We start from the raw sequence: 19552 nt of genomic DNA on the forward strand, positions 1-19552 counted from the left end.
GCGCCCGGGGCGCGATCAAGCCTTGTGGATGGGAAGCGTTTGAGCCGGATCAAGGTTTCCGGCGCCGGAACGGGCGATCCTGATGCGGCATTGAACAGCGGGACATTGACAAAGACGTCGCTTCGGGCGAAATTTGTCCGGACAACTTCACAGGTGACACCATGGCCAGCGATCTTCCTCCTCCCTACACTGCGCTCACCCGGCACGAGATGATGCCGCGCACGACTCACGACGAGGCGGCCCGGTTCAACTTCCTGACCCATTTCAACCGCTACCTGTCGGGGACCGTCGGGGCCGGGAACAAGCTCGCCTATGAAAGGCGCGTCCTTCCCGCCTTCCGCGCCGAACACGGGCGCGATCCCGAACATCGCTACGAGATCCGCGACGCGATGAACAAGGACCAGTGGCACCGCATGTGGTCCGCGCTCAAGCGCAATTCGATGGAGATGCGCCAGCATTTCGGGCGGCAGGTGGTGCTGCGCCAGATCGACGAACTGGACGCGATGGCGCGGCAGTACAACGAACATTCGGGGATGCTCGAACTCGATCCGGCGGTGGAGCAGCCCGAATACCAGACCGCCGTCGACATCCATTGCCAGCCCGGCGGCTATCACGGCGGGGAACGCGCGGACGATGTCACCGTGGGGGCCAATTACGATGTCGGCCTGTTCGCCACGACCGGCGGCGCGCTGGGCGGGTTGAACGATGGCGGCGGGCAGGCCGTGGTCGAGTGGATCAGGGCCGAACGGCCCGACTGGAAGCCGCGCCGCATCCTCGATATCGGCTGCACGATCGGCCACAACGCGGTGCCGATCGCGCAGGCCTTCCCGGATGCCGAAGTGATCGCGATCGACACCGCGGCGGCTTCGCTGCGCTACGGTGCGGCGCGCGCGGCGGCGCTGGGGGTGAGGAACATCCGTTTCGTGCAGGCCTCGGGCGAGGACCTGTCGCGCTGGGCGGACGGGCATTTCGACTGGGTGCAGACGACCATGTTCCTGCACGAGCTTTCGGCGCAGGCCATGCCGCGCATCCTGTCGGAAGCCAACCGCGTGCTCGCGCCGGGCGGGCTGATCCTGCATGTCGAGCAGCCGCAATATTCGGACGAAATGCCGCTGTTCGAACAGTTCATGCGCGACTGGGACGCGTTCAACAACAACGAGCCGTTCTGGTCGGCGATGCACGGGCTCGACCTGAAACAGGTCATGGCCGATGCCGGCTTCCCCCGCGACGCGCAGTTCACCGCCGGGGTGCGCGCGGTGGTCGACCCGGAGATATTCCCGCCCGCGCCCGATGACGGGGAGGAGGATTTCGGCCGCGCCGCGATCTGGAACGCCTATGGCGCCTGGAAGCCGCTCGCACGGGAAGCGGCCGCGTGAGCGGTTCGGGCGGGGAGCCGTTCGACTGGGTCGCGGCCTCGGGGCGCAAGGCCAGGGGCAGGCGGCCGGAATATTTCGACGATCCGGCGCTCGACCGGCTCTATTCGACCGTCTTCGCGCTCGCCGCCGAGGTTTCCGCCCTGCGCGAGCGGCAGGACACCGTCGAACGCCTGCTCGACGAGAAGGGCACGCTGAGCCGCGCGGACATCGAAAACTATGCGCCCGACCGCGCCGCGGGCGAGGAGCGCGGGCTCGCCACGCGCGCCTATGTCGCGCGGATCATGCGCGGCTTCCAGCAGGAGGTCGAGGCGATGGAGGCATCCGATCCTCCGATCATGGACATCGTGGAGAAGCTCTCACGCGAATAGGCGCCCCCGCGCCTGCCGCACCTTCATCGTTCGCCTGGGGAGGGGGACATGGAATTCCTGTATCTGAACGAATTGTCCATCCTCCGGTGGATCCACATCCTCGCAATGGTCTACTGGCTCGGCGGGGAATGGGGCGTCTTCCAGACGAGCTACCATGTGACCAATCCCGCGCTTTCGCTGGAGGAGCGGCGGCGGCACATGGAAACCGCCTATCGCATCGACATTCTCGCGCGCACGGGGATTGTCCTGCTGCTTCCGCTGGGGCTGCACATGGGCAAGATCTACGGCTTCGTGCCGCTGCTCGAGGGGGCGGGCGTGTGGGTGATGTGGCTGTTCTTCGCGATGTGGCTGGCGATGACCTGGACCGCCTTCCTCAAGCGCGAGACCGATCTCGGCATCAAGGTCACCCGGGCCGAGGAATTGCTGCGCTATCCGCTGATCGCCGGGCTCTTCGTGCTCGCCGCCATGGCCTTTGCCGGGACCGGGCCGATCCGGTCGGGCGAGGGCAATGACTGGTATCCCGCGAAGATGGCGCTCTATGCCTTCGCGCTCGTCATCGGCCTTTTCCTGCGGCTCGTCATGCGCCGATGGACCGAACGGTTCCGCGTCCTCGCGCACGGACCGGACGCCGCGCAGGAGGCGGCGCTCGCGAAGGAAATCGGCCTCGCGCGGTGGTCGGCCTATGTCTACTGGATCACGATCGCATCGGTGTGCTTCCTCGGTGCGGTGAAGCCCTTTTGAGAAGGAGCCTGTCATGCCCGCCTACATGATCGTCATCGCCTCGATCCGCGACCGCGAGGCCTTCGTTTCGGGCTACGGCGCGCGCGCGGCGGAGCTGATCGGGCAGTTCGGCGGAGAATACCTGCTGCGCGGGCCCGGCGCCGAATGCCTCGAGGGCGATTTCGGGGACGGCGCGAGCATGGTGATTTCCAGGTGGCCCGACCGGGAAGCCGCCCGGCGGTTCTGGAACAGCCCCGAATATGCCGAGGCGAAGAAACTGCGCGAAGGCCTTGCCGAGGTGCAGGTGCTGCTGATCGACGGGCCCGATCTCAGTCCAGGATCTGGTTGAGCTCGATCAGGATCCCGTCGGGGTCGAAGAAATTGCACCCCTTCACCCGAATGTCCGCACCCCCGTCGCGGCCGGGATAGACCTGCAGGCGCGGCTCGGCGGTGAAGGTGACGCCGGGGATTTCCTTCGCCCTGGCGCAGCGGCCCTCGACATCGTCGGTGTTGAGCACCAGCACGACATCGCCCGGCCCCATGCGCCGGGGATAGTCGCCAGCCGGGATCGCCGGATCGATCCATTCCATCAGCCCGATCCAGCCCACCCACGGATCGTTCGCGTTGAGCAGGACCAGCCGCGCGGTCGCCCCCGGCTCGCCCGCGGGCAGGGCCACGCCGCTCGTCTCGACGGTGGTGTCGTAGTTCACGGCAAGCCCGATCACGTCGCGATACAGGCGAAGCGAGTTCTCGATGTCGCGCACGATGATCGTCGCGCGGCGCACATCGGTCGGCAGGCGTTCGGCGGGAGCATCGACTCCGGCCGCTTTGGGCCCGGAGGCGGCGTGCGGGGTCTCCTGCGCCATCGTCCCGCTGCATCCGGCCAGCAGCGCGGCCAGCAGTGCCGTCACCCTCACGCGCTCTCTCCCACCGCGCCGCCCGCGATCAGCGCGGCGATCCTCTCCTCGTCATAACCCAGGCCCGCCAGCACTGCGCGGGCATCGCGGCCCGGTTTCGGCAGGTGCTGGAGGCCGCCGATCCGCTTGCCGCCCATCTCGAGCGGGATGGTCGGCAGTCGCACTTCGGTGCCGTTGTCGAGCGTCACGTCCTCCAGCCCGCCCTGCTGCAGATGCGGATCGTCGAACATGTCTTCCGGCCTGCCGATCGGCGCGAAGGGCAGGCCGGATCCGTCGAGCTTCGCGATCACCTCCGCGCGCGTCATGGTGGCGACGAGTTCGCGGATGACGGGCAGGATGCGGTCCCTCGCCTCCACGCGCGCGTTGTTTTCGCGCAGGGATTCGTCGGCCCACAATTCGTCCAGGCCGAACAGCTTGCAGAACTTCTCCCACAGCGCATCGGTGACGACGCCGATGAAGACGGGTTCGTCCTTCGTTTCGAACACGTCGTAGATCGCCCAGGCGGATACCCGCGCGGGCATGGGCGCCGCAGGGGTGCCGGTGACGGCATATTGCGCCATGTGCTGCCCGACGAGGTAGATCGTGGTCTCGAACAGGCTCGCCGTCACCTTCTGCCCGCGCCCGGTGCGGTGGCGTTCCTCGAGCGCGGCAAGGATGCCGATCACCCCGAACATTCCGCCCGTCACGTCGATCACGCTTGCCCCTGCGCGCAGCGGTTTTCCCGGAGGGCCGGTCATGTAGGCGAGCCCGCCCATCATCTGCGCGACCTCGTCCAATGCCGTGCGCTGTTCGTAGGGGCCGGGAAGGAAGCCCTTTTCGCTGCAATAGATCAGCCGCTCGTTCGCCCGGGCGCAGCTTTCGTAATCGAGCCCGAGCCGGTCGAGCGCGCCGGGCCGGAAATTCTCGACCAGCACGTCCGCGCCCGCGACCAGGTCCCTCGCGACCGCCATTCCGTCGGCGCTTTTCAGATCGAGGCAGATCGAGGCCTTGCCGCGATTGTACATCGGGAAATAGCCCGCGCCCGACCCCTTGAGCCGGCGCGTGCGGTCGCCGCCGATCGGCTCGACCCGCACGACTTCCGCGCCGAGCCCGGCAAGGATATGGCCCACGGTCGGCCCCATCACCATGTGGGTGAATTCGACGACCTTTATCCCGGCGAGCGGAGCGGGCGCGCTCATCCGGCGACCCTCTGCCTGTAATCCAGCATCGGCCCCGCATCGGGGGTGAAACCATAAAGCGGCTCGCCCGGCAGTGCCTCGGCCAGGATGGCGCGCACCTCGAGCAGTTTTTCGAGGTCGATCCCGGTCTTCAGCCCCATCGCATTGAGCATCAGCACGAGGTCCTCGGTCACGAGGTTCCCGCTCGCGCCGGGTGCGAAGGGGCAGCCGCCCAGCCCGCCTAGCGAGGCATCGAAGGTCTTGATCCCCTCCTCCAGCCCCGCGACGACATTGGCAAGGCCGAGCCCGCGCGTGTTGTGGAGGTGGAGCGTCGTCAGCTTGTCCGCGCCCACCGCCGCCCGGACCTTGCGGGTGAGCCTGCGGACCTGCGCCGGGTCGGCATAGCCGGTCGTGTCGGACAGCGAGAGTTCCCCGGCCCCCGCCTCGACCGCCTTTTCGGCAAGGCGCACGACCTGATCTTCGGGCACCGCGCCTTCCATCGTGCAGCCGAAGGCGGTGGACAGGCCGACCGCGAAATGGATGCCGTGTTCGCGCGCGATGGCGGAGGCCGCCGCGATTTCCGCGATCATGGCGGGATGGTCCTTGCGCACGTTCTTGATCGAATGGGTCTCGCTCATCGAGAAGGGGATGGACATGGCGTGCACGCCCGCCTCGGCGGCACGCTCCGCGCCTTTCGCATTGGGCACGAGCGCGACCACGGTCAGCCCCTCGATCCCGCGCGCGAAGGCGACCAGTTCGGCCGTGTCGGCCATCTGGGGCAGGAGTTTCGGCGGCACGAAGCTGCCGACCTCGATCTCCTTCACGCCGGCGGCCGCTTCGGCCGCGATCCAGCGCTTCTTCGCGTCGAGAGGCATCACCCGGTCGATCGATTGCAGCCCGTCGCGCGGGCCGACTTCGGATACGAGGATGTCGGTCATGCGTGTGTCTCCAGATAGACCCAGGGCCGCGTCCTGCGATCGGCTTCGGTCCATTTCTCGATCGCCGCAGCCTGCGTCAACGTGAGGTCGATCGCGTCCAGCCCCTCGGCCAGCATTCGCTTCGCCTCGGGATCGATCTCGAAAGCGTGGACCTCGCCCCGGCAGCGGACCTCCTGCGCGGCAAGGTCGATCTCGACCGCTTCGCCCGCGATCCGTTCCAGCACCGCGCGCGGAAGGGCGACGGGGAGTAGAAAATTGCGGATGCAATTGCCGCGGAAGATCGGCGCGAAGCTTTCGGCCAGCACCGCCCGGAACCCGTATTCGGCAAGCGCCCAGACCGCGTGTTCGCGGCTCGACCCGCAGCCGAAATTGGACCCTGCGACAAGGATCGCGGCGTTGCAGTATTCGGGGCGGTTGAGGACGAAATCGGGATCGGGCGTGCGCGCATCGGCATCGCTGTAGCGCCACGGCGCGAACAGGCCCTCGGCCAGTCCCGTGCGTCCGGTCGAGCGCATTTCGCGGCTCGGGATGATCGCGTCGGTATCGACATTGTCGGCGAGCCCGCTGACATGGAGCGGCGCGGCGATCCCGGCGAGCGGTTGGGGAAAGGAGTTCATGCCGGCTCCTCCAGCCTCGCATATTCGCGCGGGTCGGCGATTCGGCCCGCGATCGCGCTCGCCGCGACGGTTTCGGGTGAGGCGATGTGGGTGCGGATGCCGGGGCCTTGCCTTCCTTCGAAATTGCGGTTCGTGCTGGATATGACGCGCGAGCCTTCGGGAAAGCCCTCGCCGCCCGCGTAGAAGCACAGCGAGCAGCCGCTCATGCGCCATTCGAACCCGGCGGCGGCGAACACCGCGTCGAGCCCCTCGGCCTCGGCCGCGCGCTTGACCGAGAGCGAGCCGGGGACGACCAGCGCCTTGCGGATCGACGGCGCGATGCGGCGACCTTTCAGGATCGCGGCGGCGCGGCGCAGGTCGGACAGGCGCGCATTGGTGCAGCTGCCGATGAAGGCGGCATCGACGGGCGTTCCCGCAAGCGGCGTGCCAGGATCGAGCCCGATATAGTCATGCGCGCGCGCCGGACCCTGCGGCACCACCGCGGTGACGGGAACGGCGTGTTCGGGGCTCGTCCCCCAGCTCACCATCGGGGCGATTTCCGCGGCGTCGATGACGATCTCGCGGTCGAACCTGGCGTCCTCGTCCGAACGGAGGCTGTTCCAGTAGGGGTCATCGAAGCTCGCGGGCGCATAGGGCCGACCTGCGAGATAGTCGAACACCGTCTCGTCGGGCGCGATCAGGCCGGTCATCGCGCTGAATTCGGTTGCCATGTTGCACAGGGTCATGCGCGCTTCCATGTCGAGCGCGCGCACCGCCTCGCCCGCGAATTCGACCACGTGCCCCGCGCCCCCGCCCGCGCCGTGGCGGGCGATGAGGGTGAGGATCATGTCCTTCGCCGTCACGCCGGGCGAAAGCGCGCCCTTGAACGTGACGCGCATCGTCTTCGGCCGGTCGAGCCGCAGCGTTCCCGTCACCATCGCGTGTTCGGCCTCGGACGAACCGATCCCCCAGGCGAGCGCGCCGAAGGCCCCTTGCGTGCAGGTGTGGCTGTCGGGCGCGACGAGGGTTAGTCCGGGCAGGACGATGCCCTGTTCGGGGGAAATGACGTGGACGATCCCCTGCGCGCTGTCATTGACGTCGAACAGGGTGATCCCGGCCTTGCGGCAGGCGGCGCGGGTTTCGGTGATGAAGCCCTCTCCGCCCGGCATCAGGGTCCCGTCGCCCCGGCCCGGCCGCGTGTCGACGATGTGGTCCATCACGGCGAAGACCCGCGCGGGATCGCGCAGGCGGCGGCCCATCTCGGCCATCCGCGCGAGGGCGGCGGCGCCGGTGCGTTCGTGCAGGAACACCCGGTCGATCGCGACCAGGGCCGCGCCGCCCGCCGTTTCGGCGACCATGTGCGCGTCCCAGATACGCTCGAACAGCGTGCGTCCCATGTGCTCCTCAGGCGCCGTGCCGGGCCTTCATTTCCGCGTCGACCTTGCGCCAGTCCTTCGTCACGAAGACCTCCTGGATCGCGGTGCGCGTTTCCAGCTTGCCGTCGCGGATCCAGTGCCAGGTGCGGCAGCGGTTCTTGCCGTCGTCCGAAATCTGGATCTGTTCGTAGAGATAGAGCGTGGGATCGCCCGTGCGCTGCCAGTAGAGCATCATCGTGCGGTTCCTGTCGTCGAGCGGGACTTCGGCCGCCCAGCCCTGGATCAGTTCGTTGTCCCACCAGATGCGCCCGTCGCGAAAGGTCGCGGGAAAGTCGCGCACTTCGGTCCTGCCGTCGGGCCAGGTGTAGTGATTCGTCTGATGGTAGGGAATCTCGTCGTCGCCCGTGATCCGGCAGAGCAGGCGGCTGGCGTGTTCGTCGACCTTTTCGTTGTCGGCGTTGAAATAGGTGTAGGTCCCGTCCCACACCCCTTCGTGACGGGCGAGCAGCGGCATTTCCTTGGCCATGTCGATCATTCGGTCTCTCCTTCGATTTCGGCGAGCGTGTCGTGCCACCGGCGCGCGGCGGCTCCGGCGCGGATCCGGGCGAGGGCGCGGGCGTGGACCGCTTCGGTCGCGATTCGCCCGGGCGCGAGCGGGATCGCGTGCGCCGCGTCGGCCTCGTACCACGGTGCGAAATAGGCCTCGGCGCGGGCCACCTGCCAGGCGCGGTGGAGGTAGAGGCCGAAACGGTCGGGCGCCATGTCGGGATACAGGCGGTCGGCATCGCCCGCGGGAAGGGCGGGCAGTTTCATTTCGGCAAGGTCGAAATGGGCCATGACCTGTCGCAGCGTCCCGCGAATGTCGCCCGGATCGTCCGACTGGCCGTGGCCGGGCAGGTCGATCGCCAGTTCGCCTTCGCCCGGTTCCCCGAGTTCGCCGGCAGGAGCGTGGAGGACGAGATGCCGCGCCCCGCGCGTCCCCCGCCAGTGGACGAGGCCGCCTTCGAGCTGCAACCAGCCTTCCTGCCCGTCCTCGGGCAGGTCGCCGCAGGGGTCGGCGCCGGCGTGCTCCATGAGGAAGGCGAGGCTTGCGGCCTGATGTTCCCCGGGCGTCGCGACCTTCCGCGCGCTCCAGTTGGCGGGCATTTCGCCCAGCCGGTCGATATGCGCCTGCAGCGGGTCGCCGTCATAGGCGCTGATGAGGCAGGGCGGGACTTCGGCATCCGCGGGCGGAATGTCGCGCGGCGCGCGCAGCACCGCGCCATAGCCCGCGCGGTAGGCATCGCCCGCATCGAGCATTTCGGAAACGGTCTGCGCCACGTGCGCGACATCGGCATGGGCAATGGGCAGGCGCGCTTCCTCGCGCGTGTCGAACCACGGGAAGACCCAGCTCTGTTCGAGAATGCGGTTCCAGATCCAGGCGAAATGCTCACCATAGGGTTGCGGGCGGAATTCCGGCAGGTAGCTCTCGCCGAAGATGCGCCGCTCCTCCTCGGTCCAGATCGCATAGCCGCCGACCGCGAGGCAGCGGAACGCATCCGGCCGCCGCTTCATCGCCGTGACGAGGATGATGCCGCCAGAATGAAAGCCGTAGGCAGCGCAAGGGGTGATGCCGAGCGCGTCGGCGAATGCGAGGATCGCGTCGGCGAAGTCGTCGATCTCGGGTTCGCCGGGAAGCGGATCGGACTGGCCGAAACCGGGCGTGTCGGGCGCGATGCAGGTGAACTGCGCGCCCCATTCGCGCATCAGCGCGGCGTATTCGGCAGAGGAGCGCGGGCTCTGGTGGACCATCAGCAGCGCCGGGCCGGTCCCGCAGCGGCGGTAATGCACCTTGCGCGCCGGTTTGCCTTCCATCGCGGGAATGGTGAGGACGTGGCGGGTGATGACGTCGGGCTGGCTCGGCAAGACTGATCCCTTTCGCGGCTCGCGGGCTCAAGTTGTCCGGACAAATTTCACTCGACATGGCCTTACGCGGCTTTATTGTGCGCTGTCAAAGCGTAAAAACCGCCAGTCGGACACGCACGGGGCGTGCCTCGTCCGCGGGCCGGGCACGCGCCTGTCGCGCCGCCCGGACACTGGCCGGAAAGGGGAACCAGATGACGGATCTCGTGGGCACGAAAATGGTCGAGGACGGGCGCACGGCGCGGGCGATCTTCGAGGAGGTGATGGCCAATCCGGCGCGCAGGAAATTCGGCTTCGGAGAGAAGCTCGCGGTCGTGAATGTCGACGTGCAGCAGGCCTATACCCGCACCGACCTGTTCAGGACCGCCTATGAGACCGATCCGAGGCAGATCGAATACATCAACACCATCAGCAAGCTGGCGCGCGAAAAGGGGATGCCGGTGATCTGGAGCCGCGTCGCCTACAAGGACGATGCGGGCGATGCGGGCGTGTGGGGCACGCGCACGGACACCGAGGATTCCCTCCAGAACATCAAGTACGAAAGCGAGCGCCACGCCTTCGACCCGCGCTGCGAGATCGACGAGAACGACCTGCAATATACGAAACGTATGCCGAGCGCCTTCTTCGAAACGCCGCTGGCGAGCTATCTCGTCTGGCACAAGGTCGACACCGTCGTCGTGACGGGCGGCTCCACCTCGGGCTGCGTGCGGGCGACGGCGGTGGATGCGCTTTCCCACGGATACCGCACGATCGTTCCGATCGAGACCTGCGCGGACAAGCACGAAAGCTACCACTTCGCCAATCTCACCGACCTGCAACTGAAATACGCCGATGTCGAGCCGGTCAAGGCGGTGATCGACTGGCTGGAGGCGCGCTGATGCAGGAGGGCGCGCCCGATCCGGGCCTCTACGATTACCACCCCTACAAGGGTCGCCCGAAGATCGCGTGGCCCGGCGGAAAGACCTGCGCGGTCTGGGTCGCCCCCAATCTCGAATATTACGAGATCGACCCGCCGATCCACCCCAAGCGCAATCCCTGGCCGCATCCGGCGCCGAGCGTCGTGGGCTATTCCCACCGCGACCATTCGAACCGGGTGAGCCACTGGCGCATGGCCGAGGTGATGACCCGCCACGGCTTTCCCGGATCGGTCAGCCTGTCGGTCGCGCTGTGCCAGCACCACCCCGAAGTGGTGGCGGACGCGGCCGCGCGGGGCTGGGAGTTCTTCAGCCACGGCATCTACAACACGCGCTATTCCTACGACATGAGCGAGGAACAGGAACGCGCGATCATCGAGGACTCGATCGTCACGGTCGAGGAGGCCACCCGCCAGCGCATCCGCGGCTGGCTCGCGCCCGCGCTGACGCACACGCCGCGCACCTTGGACCTGCTCGCCGAATACGGCTTCGACTACACCTGCGACCTCTATCACGACGACCAGGTGCAGGAGGTGAAGGTGGCCAGGGGCCGCCTGGCCTCGATCCCCTACAGCCTCGAGGTGAACGACCATTACGGCTTCTTCGTCTACAACATGAGCGGGCGCGAATATGCCGAAACGCTGGTGAAGCAGTACGAACGGCTGGCGGAGGAAGGCGAGGCGTCGGGCACGGTGATGTGCATACCCCTGCACGCCTACCTGATCGGCCAGCCGCACCGGATCGGCCCGTTCGAGGAGGCGCTCGAACACATTGCTAAGGACGGCCGCGCATGGCTGGCGACGGCGGGTGCGATCGTCGATGCGTGGCGGGAGCAGGTATCATGAACACGCTTCCCGACAGCTACACGCAATATCCCCGCCGCCGGAAAGGCTATGATCACGACCTCTACCAGTGGTCGAACCTCCACCAACGCGCGCCGGTTCGCTGGCCGGAAGGATCGGTCGCGGTGTGGCTTTGCGTCAGTCTCGAATGGTTTCCGATCGTCCCGGGCGGCCCGTTCAAGGCGCCCGGCCACATGGTCACGCCCTATCCCGATTATCGCCACTACACCGCGCGCGACTATGGCAACCGCGTGGGCGCGTGGCGGATGCTCGAGGCGTTCGGGAAGGCCGGGGTCAGGGCGAGTTTCGCGACCAATGCCGCGATCGCGGAGCGCTATCCCGAACTGGTCGAGGCGATCGAGGCCGACGGGCACGAGATCATCGCCCATTCGACCGACATGAACGGTACCATCGATGCGAGCCTCGGCGAAGCGGCGGAGCGCGCGCTGATCGGCGATGCGATGACGCGGCTGGAACAGGCGACCGGCAAACGGCCGAAGGGCTGGCTTTCCATCGCGCGCCAGCAGAGCTTTGCGACGCTCGACATCCTGAAGGACGAGGGGCTCGCCTATTGCTGCGACTGGGTGAACGACGAACTGCCCTATCGTTTCTCGAATGGCCTGATCGACCTGCCCTTGAACCACGAATTGTCCGACCGCCAGATCGTCACCGTCCAGCAGAAAAGCGCCGACAGCTGGGCCGAAAGCATGACCGATGCCTTCGACTGGCTGGCGCGGGAGGCCAAGGGTAAGGGCGGCGGGCGGATGCTGCCGATCCACCTTACCCCCTACATCATGGGCCTGCCCTATCGCATCCACGCGCTCGAGGCGCTGCTCGCCGGGCTCGGTCGGCGCGAGGAAGCCTGGTTCGCCCGCGGGGAGGATATCGTGTCCGTCTGGGAGCAGCAGCAATGAAGGCCCGCAACCCCCGCACCGGCGAGGAGGATTACGACTTCCTCGAAAGCTCGCGCGAGGAGGTGGCCGCGACCGCCGCGACCCTGCGCGCGGCGCAGGCGAGCTGGGAGGATATCGGCCCCGCCGGACGCGCGGTGGTCCTCCATCGCTTCGCGGACGCGATCGACGCCCACGCGCCGATGATCGTCGAGGCGCTGTCGGTCGACACCGGACGCGGAACGGTTTCCATGATCGAGGTGCAGGGCTGCGCGGCGAACATCCGCCGCTGGGCGCAGCGCGGGCGCGAATTGTTCGACCGGCTCGATGTCGGGGCGCATCCTTCCGCGACACCCGGGGTCGAGATCGTCACGACCTATTCAGCCTTCCCGCTGTTCGGCGCGATCGCCCCGTGGAACTTTCCCGTCATCCTGTCCCATATCGACGCCGTTCCTGCCCTGATGGCGGGCTGCGCGGCGATGGTGAAGCCGTCCGAGGTCACGCCGCGCTTCGTCGAGCCGATGCGCACCGTGCTCGCGGACATTCCCGAACTGCCGCTCGCCTATGTCATGGGCGGGCCGGAGGTCGGGCAGGCCTTGATCGAGGAGGTGGACTATGTCTGCTTCACCGGCTCGACCGCGACGGGCCGCAAGGTGGCCGAGGCCGCCGCGCGCGCGCTCATACCGGCGAACCTCGAACTGGGCGGCAAGGACCCGATGATCGTCACCGCCAATGCCGAGCCCGACTGGGCGGCGGGCGTGGCCCTGCGCGCGAGCGTGGTGGCGACCGGGCAGGCGTGCCAGTCGATCGAGCGGATCTATGTCGCGCGCGAAATCGCCGAGGCTTTCCTGACAGCGCTCGTCGCCGCCGCCGAGCGGGTCGAACTGACCTGGCCGGACCCGGCCAAGGGCCATCTCGGCCCGTTCATCTTCCCCGCGCAGGCCGACAAGGTGCAGGCCCATATCGACGATGCCCGCAGCCACGGCGCGCGCGTCCTGACCGGCGGCGAGGTCGAGACGCTGGGCGGCGGGAAATACCTCCGCCCGACCTTGCTTGCCGACGTCACGCCTGAAATGAAGGTCATGCGCGAGGAAACCTTCGGCCCGGTCATCCCGGTCACGGTCTTCGACGACCTGGAGGACGCGATCGCGCAGGCGAACGACACCGAATACGGGCTGTCGGCGGCGGTGCTGGCAGGCTCGCTCGACGAGGCGACGGCGATCGGCGTGCGGCTCGATGCCGGGGCGATCTCGCTTCAGGACGGGGCGATGACGAGCTTTGTCGGCGATGCCACCAACCAGTCGCGCGGCTGTTCCGGCCTCGGCCCTTCGCGCATGGGCGATTCGGGGATGCTGCGCTTCCTCCGGGAGAAGGCGCTGATCCGCCAGACGGGCGATCCGCTGCCGATCGACGCCTATGCCGAACGGGGCGCGCCGTGACCGGCAACCGCGCCGAACTTCATGCGGCGATGCCCGCCATGCTCCTCCACGAAGGCTGGTGGGACGGTTGGTATCGGCATTACGATGCGGCCGGCACGCTGGTCGACGCGCACCGGGTGAGGACCCATTGCGAATTCCCCGATGCGGGCGAATGGCATTACGTGCAGCACAACTGGCTGACATGGGAGGATGGCCGCAGCGCGGCTTACGAATTCGGCGGCACGCTCAGGGGCGACCGGCTGTTCTGGCAAACCGATCGCTTTTCCGGCCATGGCTGGCAGACGGCGGAGGACACGCTGTTGCTGAAACTCGACCGGCTCGACGTGCCCGGCGCCTATTACGTCGAGATGATCAACATCGCGCCCGATGCGAACAGCCGCGCGCGGACCTGGCAATGGTTCCGGGACGGGCGGCCATGGAAACGCACCTTGTGCGACGAGGAAAGGATCCCCGCCCCATGATCGCCGCCGCCGCCCTTGTTTTCCTGCAATCGGCAGGCGTCGAGGCAGGCGCCGCCCCGCCTCCGCCGCAGTCGACCTGCGACGCGCCGGTCTACATGGTGGTCGAGGGTCGCACCTTCGACCGCGAGCGGATGATCGCCTATGGCCGCGCGATCGCGGAAAGCAGGCTCTACGAGGAACTGGGCGGCTATTACGTCACCGTGCCGCGCCCGCTCGAAGTGTTCGAGGGCGAGGTCCCGGCGGACTACGTCAACCTCACCGTGCGTTTCCCCTGCATCGCAAACGCGCGCGCCTTCTGGAACAGCCGCACCTATCGCGAGGAGATCCTCCCGCTGCGCCGGGATCCTCCGGCGGGCGATTACACCGTTACCATTTATGCCGAGGCGCCCTTGCGCGAGGATATGGTAGGAAAGGTGGGCGACAACCGTTTCACCGCCGATTTCGCGGACCCGCAGGTCGAGCAGGTGGATGAGCCGGCGGCCGGGCCGGACAGGAAAGGAGACAGCGAATGACCGTCGAACTCCAGCACCCCATGAAGCCGCAATCGACCCCTGACGAAAGCGCGCGCGGGCGCTTCGTCTCGGGGATACGCAGCCTCATTCTCAACGACCTCGCCGCCGATCTGGGCGAAGCCTATCGGAACCGCGCCGCCCCCGCCTTCCGCAAGGCGCACGGGCGCGACCCCGAAACCAGCCGCGAGGCGCACGAGGCGCTGCGCGGGGACCCCGCCTTCAACATCTATTCCGCCATGCGCGTGCAGGCGCAGAAGATGGTCTGGGCGAGTGTTTCCGACAGCGTCGAGCGCGAGGCGGAGCGGCTTGCGCAGGAGGCTGCGAAGGCCGACGGGCCGGGCTCGCTGACGCTCGATCCCGCGCTCGACGTGCCGAGGAACGTCCACGCAATCGACGTCCACCTGATGCCGGGCAGCTATGTGCGCGGTGCCGACAGCCTCGAGGCGGGCGCGGTCTACGACCGGGGCCTTGCCGTGTTCTCGATGGGGCTGATGGGGGCCAATCTCGACGATATCGGCCTTTCGATGAGCCAATATGTAAAGCAGCGCTTCCCCGATTTCGCGCCGCGGCGCATCCTCGATACCGGTTGCACGGTTGGCCACAACACGCTGCCGTGGAAACAGGCCTACCCCGATGCCGAGGTCATCGCGATCGACGCCGCGCCGGGACCGCTCGCCTATGCTTCGGCGCGGGCGAAGATGCAGGGCCAGGAAGTCCATTTCAGGCAGATGTGCGCCGACGATCTCGCCTTCGAGGATGAAAGCTTCGACGTCGTGTGGTCGAGCATGTTCCTCCACGAACTCTCGAAGAAGCAGCGCGCGAAATGCTTTGAGGAGGCCTATCGCGTGCTTCGCCCCGGCGGGCTGATGGTCCACATGGAACTGCCGCCGAACGAGCAGATGGGCGCGTTCGAGGGGTTCTATCTCGACTGGGACAGCTATTACAACAACGAGCCCTACTACAAGGGCTTCCGCGACGAGATCCCGCGCGACCTGTGCGCCCGGGCCGGGTTCGGCGAAGAGGACTTCTTCGAATTCGTCGTGCCCTCCATCGGCATCTATGGCGAGCAGGCGGTGAGAGACGCAGCGAAGGGCGACCGCGCCGAAGGCGTCGGCCAGCAGACCACCGGGCGGCTTGCCGAAGGCGTGATGTGGTACGGTTTCGGGGCGTTCAGGAAATGAGCGGGCCACTCCGCCCCGAGGATGCGCCGCCCAGCCTCTACGACGAGCACGGCAATCCGCGCTTCTTCGCCGATCCCGCGATGGACCGCTTCGTCGCGGTGGTGATGAACCTCGCGCAGGAGGTCTGGGTGCAGGAGGAACGCCTGCTCGCGCTGGAAGAGGCGAAATCGGGCGAGGCGATCGACCGGGACGCGAAGGCGAAGGAATTCATCGACCGCGTCTTCGCGCCCATTCGCGGGGCGTAGGTCCATGAAGGCCTGGGAAATCGGCCCGAGAGGCGGCATCGACAGCCTGCGCCTGGCGGAACGCGACGATCCGGTCGCGGGGCCGGGCGAGGTGCTGTTGCGCGTGACCGGGGCGGGGCTCAACTACCGCGACCTGATGATCCTGCGCGGGCACTATGGCTCCGACCTTCCCGAGACGCGCATTCCCCTGACCGACGGGGTCGGCGTGGTCGAGGCGCTGGGCGAGGGCGTCGAGCATCTTGCCCCGGGCGACCGCGTGGTGGCGGCCCATTTCGTCGACTGGGACCCGCAAGGCCCCTTCGGCTTCCACGTCTTCGGACGCGATATCGGCGTGACGATGGACGGCTGGCTCGCCGAGAAGATCGTCCTGCCCGCCAAGGCGGCGATCCCGCTGCCCGATGCCGTGTCCGACCGCACGGCCGCGACGCTCGCCGTGGTCGCGGCGACGGTGTGGCACGCCATGATCGCCTTCGGGAACGGCGGGTCCGCCGATCTTTCGGGCAGGCTCGTGCTCGCGCAGGGCACGGGCGGGGTCGCGGTCCATGCGTTGCAGCTGGCCAAGGCGCTGGGGGCCGAATTCGCGATCACTTCGTCGAGCGACGACAAGCTCGCCCGCGCGCGCGCAATGGGCGCTGATTACACCGTCAATTACCGCACCCGGCCCGACTGGGGCACCGCGCTGCTCGAGCAGAGCGGCGGGCGGGGGGCGGATATCGTGGTCGACACGCTCGGTTTCGGCGAATTCGCGCAGACGCTGGAAGCGACGGGGATCGAAGGCCGGATCGGGACCGTCGGCGCGCTGGCGGGTTCGCCGCAGGACAGGGCCGATTTCGCGCAAGGCCCCGTGCTCGGCAAGAACATCACGATCAAGGGCATCACCAGCGGCCATCGCGCGATGTTCGAGGCCGCGCTTGCCGCGATGGCGGAGCGTGGGGTCGAAACCCTCGTCGATGCGGACTTCGCCTTCGCCGATGCGCCCTCGGCCTATCGCCACCTCGAAGCGGGCGCGCACATGGGCAAGATCATGGTGCGCGTCGCTTGACTAACGCTCCAGCTCGACCAGTTCGTAGCGGTTCATCATGTAGCCGTCGATCGATCCGTAGACGAGCACGTTGTCCTCGTCCGCCGTCACCCACATGTCGTAATCGGGGTGGGTCGTGCCGCCCATGCCTTCGGGCGCGTCGTCGACGAAGCGGAAATGGCGGCATTGGAAGGTCCCGGCGGCGACGGTCTTCTCCTCCTCGCCGACATATTCGAGGGTGATGAACACTTCCGAGATCTGCGGCGGGGTCGCCCCGCGATGGTCGGGAGAGGGCAGGAAGACGCGCAGGCGGCGCTTGTGCGGACCCTTGGCGACATCCATGATCCTGGTCAGGAACCCGTCGCCCACCACCGGATGCGTGCCGAAACCGTCGAATTCGCCCACGTCCTCGCGCAGCTGCGAATTGCGCCCGATCGAGGGGCCGTAGCTTTCGCAGGAGATCGTGCCGGCCTCGGCATCATGCCGCATCCAGCCCGAGCCGAGGAACTCGTCCCCCAGCGTCAGGTGCACCAGCAGGTTCTGCGGCACCATGCCGGGGCCGATGTGATAGGTGATGTTGCGCAGGACCGTGGGGTCGGGTTCCTCGATTTCGCACTGCGCGCTCATGATGATGGACCCGTCCGCGTGGTGCGAGAAGTTGAACCATTCGCGCCCGCGCTCCTTGCCCTGCCATTCGGGCTTGGTCGAGGTGTAGTTGATCTTCCCCCGGACGTTCCTGTGCTTCATCCGATCACTCCTGCCTTCATCAGCCGCTCGATCACCCGTTCCTGCGCCCGGGCGAAATGGTCGCGCTGCGGGATCGCCGCCTTGCCCTCGTTCATCATCCCGTCCGGCCCCTGGAAGGGCTCGGCCGCCGCGGCATAGGCCTCGGCGAAAAGCGCGGGCCGCTGGCGGGCGAGATAGTTCGTCATCGCGGGCGTGCGCCGGGCATCGCGCAGGCCGCCAAGGTCGAGCGGGGCGAAGGCGGTGAAGGTTTCCCCGTCGCCCGACTGCGCGATGACGCGGCCCTTCCAGTCGACCACCTGGCTGTTCCCCTCCGCGCTCGACAGCGGCATCGCCGTGCCCGAGATTCCGGCCGTGTTCGCGCTGACGACATAGGCAAGGTTCTCGAAGGCGCGGGCCTGTTTGGCGATGTCCTTGTTGGTCGCCAGCGGGGAGCCGATCTCGCTCGACGAGTGGCAGAAAACCTCCGCCCCGCGCAAGGCGAGGGCGCGGGCGATCTCGGGATAGAGGATTTCTTCCGAGGCGATCGCGGCGAGATTGCCGATCTCGGTCCGGGCGACGGGGAAGACCCCTTCGAGGCCGTAAGCGTCGAGATAGGCTTCCCACACGTCATGCGGCGAAGGCGCGAACATCGACAGCAGCCGGCGATAGCGCAGCACCACGTCGCCGCTGGGCGCGACGATGAAGCAGGTCTGGAAATAGAAATCGGGAAACGCCGCGTCGGTCTCGTAGGTGTTGCCGGCGAGGAAGATGCCGAGCCGCTCTGCGACGCCTCCCAGCGCCTCGTATTCCGGGCCGTCCGCCGCGAAGCCGACCCTGGCCGCGAAATCGGGAATGGAGATGCGCCCGGGATAGGAGGTGAAGAGGTATTCGGGCAGCACGACCAGCTTCACCGGCTTTCCGGCATAGCCCGCGACGAAGATCGCGCTGGTCCTGATCTGCCCCTCGACCTCGGCGATGTGATCGAGGATCGCCGCGCGTGCCTCGTCCGCGCCGAGCCGTTCGAGCGAGCGCGCGGTCAATTGCATCGCCATGGCCGAATAGGTGCCGGTCTGCGTCACTTCGCCTCCTTCTGCTGCCCCGAGCGGCGCGTGCGCCGCGATCGCCGCGCACAGGCCGGCGGCCATCGCCCGCCTGCGATCGAGACCCGTTGCCATCTACAATCCGAGCGAGCCGGGATTCATCAGCCCCTTGGGGTCCACCTGCCGCTTGAGAGCCTCGAGCATCGCCCAGCCCTGCGGATCGTGGCTTTGCCTGAGCGGATAGGTGCGCGCGACCTGCAGGTGGATCGCGCCCAGTTCGCGGAAGATCGCGATGACCTCGCCCTTGAGCCTGTCCACCAGCGCGTTCGCATCCGGGCTGTCGGGGCGCGAGGTGAGCTTGGCGAGGTGGTCCGCCTCGACCGCGTGGCGATGCAGCGGATTGTGTTCGCCCGGCCAGAAGAACACCGGCTCGATCAGGCAGGAGGTCCGCCCCGTCGCGGCGATCAGCGCGCCGGTCTCGACCTTCAGGCGCTCCATCTCGCCTGCGTTCGCGGCCCAGAGCGCCTCCAGCCGCTCCCACGCCGGCACCAGCTTCGAATGGGGCAGGAAGCCGTGGACCGGGACCCAGCGCTCGCCCTCGGGACCGAGCATCGAATTGGGCGGGGGGAAGGGATTGGCGCGCAGGATCTTGGGGATCGAGTTCTCGATCGACTCGCCCCCCTGTTCGCGGACGATTTCGGCGATGCGCTTCATGTCGGCATCGACCGCACCCTGGTGGCGGCCTTCGGCGATGCAGTGCAGGCTGAAGGGCACGCCGTCGAGGAAGGAGCGCCCTGCCATCGCGACCTTCGCGCCTTCCTTCAGCGCCTTGAACACCCCGCCCGACTTCGCCTGCGACTTCAGCATGTTGCCGAGCTGTTTCGCATCCTTCACCAGCGTGTCGCGCTTCATTCGTTGCGCCTGAAGGAAG

23 protein-coding genes are annotated in these 19552 nt (G+C 67.5%); 13 read left to right on the plus strand and 10 right to left on the minus strand.

Features of this window, described 5'->3' with window-relative positions:
• Window positions 1-161 precede the first annotated feature (161 nt).
• From BLU08_RS12095 to BLU08_RS12110, 4 genes are read left to right on the plus strand one after another with little or no spacing between them, the layout of a single operon-like run.
• Window positions 162-1376: a class I SAM-dependent methyltransferase gene (locus BLU08_RS12095; RefSeq protein WP_090199782.1), complete on the plus strand. Its 1215-nt coding sequence runs from the start codon at window positions 162-164 to the stop codon at window positions 1374-1376.
• Complete coding sequence (locus BLU08_RS12100) at window positions 1373-1744, plus strand: hypothetical protein (RefSeq protein ID WP_090199784.1); 372 nt, start codon at window positions 1373-1375, stop codon at window positions 1742-1744. Before BLU08_RS12095 ends, BLU08_RS12100 begins: the two co-directional genes overlap by 4 nt.
• Window positions 1745-1792: 48 nt before the next feature.
• Window positions 1793-2485 carry a hypothetical protein gene (locus BLU08_RS12105; protein ID WP_090199786.1) on the plus strand — a complete coding sequence of 231 codons (693 nt, stop codon included), beginning with the start codon at window positions 1793-1795 and terminating at the stop codon, window positions 2483-2485.
• Window positions 2486-2498: 13 nt separating this feature from the next.
• The gene (locus BLU08_RS12110; protein WP_090199788.1) at window positions 2499-2813 is read left to right on the plus strand and encodes a DUF1330 domain-containing protein; all 315 of its coding nucleotides are present in this window, start codon (window positions 2499-2501) and stop codon (window positions 2811-2813) included.
• Here BLU08_RS12110 and BLU08_RS12115 read toward each other — a convergent pair.
• From BLU08_RS12115 to BLU08_RS12145, 7 genes are read right to left on the minus strand one after another with little or no spacing between them, the layout of a single operon-like run.
• Window positions 2794-3381 (minus strand): VOC family protein, encoded by a 588-nt coding sequence (locus BLU08_RS12115; RefSeq protein ID WP_157674544.1) that lies wholly within the window; start codon window positions 3379-3381, stop codon window positions 2794-2796. The two genes, BLU08_RS12110 and BLU08_RS12115, sit on opposite strands and share 20 nt — an antisense overlap.
• Complete coding sequence (locus BLU08_RS12120) at window positions 3378-4559, minus strand: CaiB/BaiF CoA-transferase family protein (RefSeq protein WP_090199792.1); 1182 nt, start codon at window positions 4557-4559, stop codon at window positions 3378-3380. Before BLU08_RS12120 ends, BLU08_RS12115 begins: the two co-directional genes overlap by 4 nt.
• Entirely contained in the window at window positions 4556-5476 is a 921-nt protein-coding gene (locus BLU08_RS12125) for a hydroxymethylglutaryl-CoA lyase (RefSeq protein WP_090199794.1), read from the minus strand. The genes BLU08_RS12120 and BLU08_RS12125 overlap by 4 nt, the downstream gene beginning before the upstream one ends.
• Window positions 5473-6093, minus strand: coding sequence for a 3-isopropylmalate dehydratase small subunit (gene leuD / locus BLU08_RS12130; RefSeq protein ID WP_090199796.1), 621 nt, complete (start codon window positions 6091-6093; stop codon window positions 5473-5475). The genes BLU08_RS12125 and leuD overlap by 4 nt, the downstream gene beginning before the upstream one ends.
• Window positions 6090-7469 carry a 3-isopropylmalate dehydratase large subunit gene (locus BLU08_RS12135; RefSeq protein ID WP_090199798.1) on the minus strand — a complete coding sequence of 460 codons (1380 nt, stop codon included), beginning with the start codon at window positions 7467-7469 and terminating at the stop codon, window positions 6090-6092. Before BLU08_RS12135 ends, leuD begins: the two co-directional genes overlap by 4 nt.
• Window positions 7470-7476: 7 nt before the next feature.
• Window positions 7477-7983, minus strand: coding sequence for a DUF3598 domain-containing protein (locus tag BLU08_RS12140; protein WP_233995971.1), 507 nt, complete (start codon window positions 7981-7983; stop codon window positions 7477-7479).
• Window positions 7980-9353, minus strand: coding sequence for an alpha/beta fold hydrolase (locus BLU08_RS12145; protein WP_233995972.1), 1374 nt, complete (start codon window positions 9351-9353; stop codon window positions 7980-7982). Before BLU08_RS12145 ends, BLU08_RS12140 begins: the two co-directional genes overlap by 4 nt.
• A gap of 191 nt (window positions 9354-9544) precedes the next feature.
• On the opposite strand from BLU08_RS12145, the gene BLU08_RS12150 reads away from it, so the two are divergent.
• Genes BLU08_RS12150 through BLU08_RS12190 form a run of 9 tightly spaced genes read left to right on the plus strand, consistent with a single transcriptional unit; the run spans window position 9545 to window position 16876 of the window.
• Entirely contained in the window at window positions 9545-10228 is a 684-nt protein-coding gene (locus BLU08_RS12150; protein ID WP_090199800.1) for an isochorismatase family protein, read from the plus strand.
• Window positions 10228-11109: a polysaccharide deacetylase family protein gene (locus tag BLU08_RS12155; protein WP_090199801.1), complete on the plus strand. Its 882-nt coding sequence runs from the start codon at window positions 10228-10230 to the stop codon at window positions 11107-11109. The genes BLU08_RS12150 and BLU08_RS12155 overlap by 1 nt, the downstream gene beginning before the upstream one ends.
• Complete coding sequence (locus tag BLU08_RS12160; RefSeq protein ID WP_090199803.1) at window positions 11106-12020, plus strand: polysaccharide deacetylase family protein; 915 nt, start codon at window positions 11106-11108, stop codon at window positions 12018-12020. Before BLU08_RS12155 ends, BLU08_RS12160 begins: the two co-directional genes overlap by 4 nt.
• Window positions 12017-13435 carry an aldehyde dehydrogenase family protein gene (locus BLU08_RS12165; RefSeq protein ID WP_090199804.1) on the plus strand — a complete coding sequence of 473 codons (1419 nt, stop codon included), beginning with the start codon at window positions 12017-12019 and terminating at the stop codon, window positions 13433-13435. Before BLU08_RS12160 ends, BLU08_RS12165 begins: the two co-directional genes overlap by 4 nt.
• Window positions 13432-13896: a hypothetical protein gene (locus tag BLU08_RS12170; RefSeq protein WP_233995973.1), complete on the plus strand. Its 465-nt coding sequence runs from the start codon at window positions 13432-13434 to the stop codon at window positions 13894-13896. The genes BLU08_RS12165 and BLU08_RS12170 overlap by 4 nt, the downstream gene beginning before the upstream one ends.
• A complete protein-coding gene (locus BLU08_RS12175; protein ID WP_157674545.1) occupies window positions 13893-14408 on the plus strand; it encodes a DUF1330 domain-containing protein in 516 nt (171 codons plus the stop codon). Before BLU08_RS12170 ends, BLU08_RS12175 begins: the two co-directional genes overlap by 4 nt.
• Complete coding sequence (locus BLU08_RS12180; protein WP_090199808.1) at window positions 14405-15589, plus strand: class I SAM-dependent methyltransferase; 1185 nt, start codon at window positions 14405-14407, stop codon at window positions 15587-15589. Before BLU08_RS12175 ends, BLU08_RS12180 begins: the two co-directional genes overlap by 4 nt.
• Window positions 15586-15834: a hypothetical protein gene (locus BLU08_RS12185; protein ID WP_090199810.1), complete on the plus strand. Its 249-nt coding sequence runs from the start codon at window positions 15586-15588 to the stop codon at window positions 15832-15834. The genes BLU08_RS12180 and BLU08_RS12185 overlap by 4 nt, the downstream gene beginning before the upstream one ends.
• Before the next feature lie 4 nt (window positions 15835-15838).
• On the plus strand, window positions 15839-16876 hold the full coding sequence (locus tag BLU08_RS12190; protein ID WP_090199812.1) for an NAD(P)-dependent alcohol dehydrogenase: 1038 nt from the start codon (window positions 15839-15841) through the stop codon (window positions 16874-16876).
• Here BLU08_RS12190 and BLU08_RS12195 read toward each other — a convergent pair whose 3' ends face one another.
• The 3 genes from BLU08_RS12195 to BLU08_RS15515 all read right to left on the minus strand — a co-directional run bounded on the left by BLU08_RS12195 (window position 16877) and on the right by BLU08_RS15515 (window position 19533).
• Window positions 16877-17602: a hypothetical protein gene (locus tag BLU08_RS12195; protein WP_090199813.1), complete on the minus strand. Its 726-nt coding sequence runs from the start codon at window positions 17600-17602 to the stop codon at window positions 16877-16879.
• The gene (locus tag BLU08_RS12200; protein ID WP_233995974.1) at window positions 17599-18660 is read right to left on the minus strand and encodes a nitrilase-related carbon-nitrogen hydrolase; all 1062 of its coding nucleotides are present in this window, start codon (window positions 18658-18660) and stop codon (window positions 17599-17601) included. Before BLU08_RS12200 ends, BLU08_RS12195 begins: the two co-directional genes overlap by 4 nt.
• Before the next feature lie 96 nt (window positions 18661-18756).
• Window positions 18757-19533 carry an FAD-linked oxidase C-terminal domain-containing protein gene (locus BLU08_RS15515; RefSeq protein ID WP_233995975.1) on the minus strand — a complete coding sequence of 259 codons (777 nt, stop codon included), beginning with the start codon at window positions 19531-19533 and terminating at the stop codon, window positions 18757-18759.
• Window positions 19534-19552: the final 19 nt, after the last annotated feature.

The sequence above is a fragment of the Erythrobacter sp. HL-111 genome (assembly GCF_900105095.1).
Lineage (GTDB): Bacteria > Pseudomonadota > Alphaproteobacteria > Sphingomonadales > Sphingomonadaceae > Erythrobacter.

Coding starts and splice junctions, on each gene's coding strand:
- BLU08_RS12150 (WP_090199800.1), top strand. CDS start 9,545: ATGACGGATCTCGTGGGCACGAAAATGGTCGAGGACGGGCGCACGGCG.
- BLU08_RS12120 (WP_090199792.1), bottom strand. CDS start 4,559: ATGAGCGCGCCCGCTCCGCTCGCCGGGATAAAGGTCGTCGAATTCACC.
- BLU08_RS12125 (WP_090199794.1), bottom strand. CDS start 5,476: ATGACCGACATCCTCGTATCCGAAGTCGGCCCGCGCGACGGGCTGCAA.
- BLU08_RS12155 (WP_090199801.1), top strand. CDS start 10,228: ATGCAGGAGGGCGCGCCCGATCCGGGCCTCTACGATTACCACCCCTAC.
- BLU08_RS12160 (WP_090199803.1), top strand. CDS start 11,106: ATGAACACGCTTCCCGACAGCTACACGCAATATCCCCGCCGCCGGAAA.
- BLU08_RS12180 (WP_090199808.1), top strand. CDS start 14,405: ATGACCGTCGAACTCCAGCACCCCATGAAGCCGCAATCGACCCCTGAC.
- BLU08_RS12095 (WP_090199782.1), top strand. CDS start 162: ATGGCCAGCGATCTTCCTCCTCCCTACACTGCGCTCACCCGGCACGAG.
- BLU08_RS12135 (WP_090199798.1), bottom strand. CDS start 7,469: ATGGGACGCACGCTGTTCGAGCGTATCTGGGACGCGCACATGGTCGCC.
- leuD (WP_090199796.1), bottom strand. CDS start 6,093: ATGAACTCCTTTCCCCAACCGCTCGCCGGGATCGCCGCGCCGCTCCAT.
- BLU08_RS12140 (WP_233995971.1), bottom strand. CDS start 7,983: ATGATCGACATGGCCAAGGAAATGCCGCTGCTCGCCCGTCACGAAGGG.
- BLU08_RS12165 (WP_090199804.1), top strand. CDS start 12,017: ATGAAGGCCCGCAACCCCCGCACCGGCGAGGAGGATTACGACTTCCTC.
- BLU08_RS12190 (WP_090199812.1), top strand. CDS start 15,839: ATGAAGGCCTGGGAAATCGGCCCGAGAGGCGGCATCGACAGCCTGCGC.
- BLU08_RS12185 (WP_090199810.1), top strand. CDS start 15,586: ATGAGCGGGCCACTCCGCCCCGAGGATGCGCCGCCCAGCCTCTACGAC.
- BLU08_RS12105 (WP_090199786.1), top strand. CDS start 1,793: ATGGAATTCCTGTATCTGAACGAATTGTCCATCCTCCGGTGGATCCAC.
- BLU08_RS12110 (WP_090199788.1), top strand. CDS start 2,499: ATGCCCGCCTACATGATCGTCATCGCCTCGATCCGCGACCGCGAGGCC.
- BLU08_RS15515 (WP_233995975.1), bottom strand. CDS start 19,533: ATGAAGCGCGACACGCTGGTGAAGGATGCGAAACAGCTCGGCAACATG.
- BLU08_RS12195 (WP_090199813.1), bottom strand. CDS start 17,602: ATGAAGCACAGGAACGTCCGGGGGAAGATCAACTACACCTCGACCAAG.
- BLU08_RS12175 (WP_157674545.1), top strand. CDS start 13,893: ATGATCGCCGCCGCCGCCCTTGTTTTCCTGCAATCGGCAGGCGTCGAG.